This is a genomic window from Paenibacillus sp. 01T422 (assembly GCF_056398785.1).
Genome location: NZ_JBFTQB010001257.1, coordinates 1 through 1377, shown reverse-complemented (window position 1 = coordinate 1377; position 1377 = coordinate 1). Strand labels below are relative to the sequence as shown.

Genomic DNA, 1377 nt, shown 5'->3' with positions numbered 1-1377 from the left:
ATAACCTTTGGATGGTTTGGTCGATCTTTTTCATAGAGAAAAAAGATGATTTAATCGGAGGAGAGGATTCGGATGAGTAAACCGAAGGTGGTTATTCTGGGCGCTGGGTACGGTGGGCTTGTAACCGCAATAAGGCTGCAGAAGCTGATCAAGGCAGATGARGTGGCGGTCACACTGGTGAACAAACACGACTATCACTACATGACGACGCATCTGCACATGCCGGCAGCCGGCACTGATCATCACGAAAATGCGCGTGTAGCCATTAAAGAACTGATCGATGAGCGAAGAATTCATTTCATCAAAGCGACGGTTCAGCAGATTTTGCCCGAGGAAAAGAAGGTTGTTCTGGTGGACGAAGTTCTCACTTACGACTACCTGGTCGTGGGGCTTGGAAGTGAGACGGAAACCTTTGGGATACCGGGACTGCGTGAGTATGCCATGACGATTAACAGCATTAACAGTGTTCGCTTCATACGCCAACATACGCAGTACATGTTCGCTAAATATAAATTGGATTCCAAGCATCAGGAGTACTTGACCATTGTCGTTGGAGGAGCTGGTTTCACGGGCACCGAGTTTGTAGGAGAATTGGCGGATCGAATTCCCGATCTATGCCAAATGTTTGACGTCGACCCATCACTTGTCCAGATCATTAATATCGAAGCATCACCTACTGCTCTGCCGCCAGGATTGCCGAATGACCTCGTGGAATACGGCATGGAARTGATGCGCCGCAAAGGGGTTCAATATAAATTATCTACCGCAATTAAGGCATGCGAGCCCGGAGGTGTCCTACTGGGAGACGGCCAATTCATTCCTGCGGGGACTGTCATTTGGTCGGGTGGTGTGCGCGGGAATTCCTTGCTGCAGGATGCGGGCTTTCACGTCCAACGCGGCAGGGTCAAAGTGGATGATTACTTGCGTTCCTTGCAGTATCCGGATGTTTTTATTACGGGAGATTGCTCGATTGTCATGAGCCCGGAAGGCACACCATACCCCGCCAATGCCCAAATAGCGGTCCAGCAGGGCTATAATACGGCAACAAATTTGCTCCACACGCTGAGAGGGAAGCCCTTAAGACCTTTTGCCTATGATTACAAAGGCACGGTCGCCTCGCTTGGTCGCGGAGAAGCTATTGGCATCCTGAAGGTCAAAAAAGTGAAAGGCAAACTAGCCGCATTCCTCAAAAAAATGATCGATGCCCGCTATTTATTTCTCATTGGCGGTATCCCCCTCATCTGTAAAAAGATGATTTTTAAGCAAAAACAAGCCACAAGAAAGCGTCATGTGAGAAATTAATTTTGCTGAAATACCCTAAAATCCAATGAATCAGACAATAAGCTAGTAAATCAGAGATACTGAAAGGATTATACC

At 47.8% G+C, this 1377-nt stretch carries 1 protein-coding gene; it reads left to right on the top strand.

The genetic code is table 11. The features are described from left to right. Window positions 1-72: 72 nt before the first annotated feature. A complete protein-coding gene (locus AC1DUA_RS37770; protein ID WP_477504590.1) occupies window positions 73-1302 on the top strand; it encodes an NAD(P)/FAD-dependent oxidoreductase in 1230 nt (409 codons plus the stop codon). Window positions 1303-1377 lie beyond the last annotated feature (75 nt).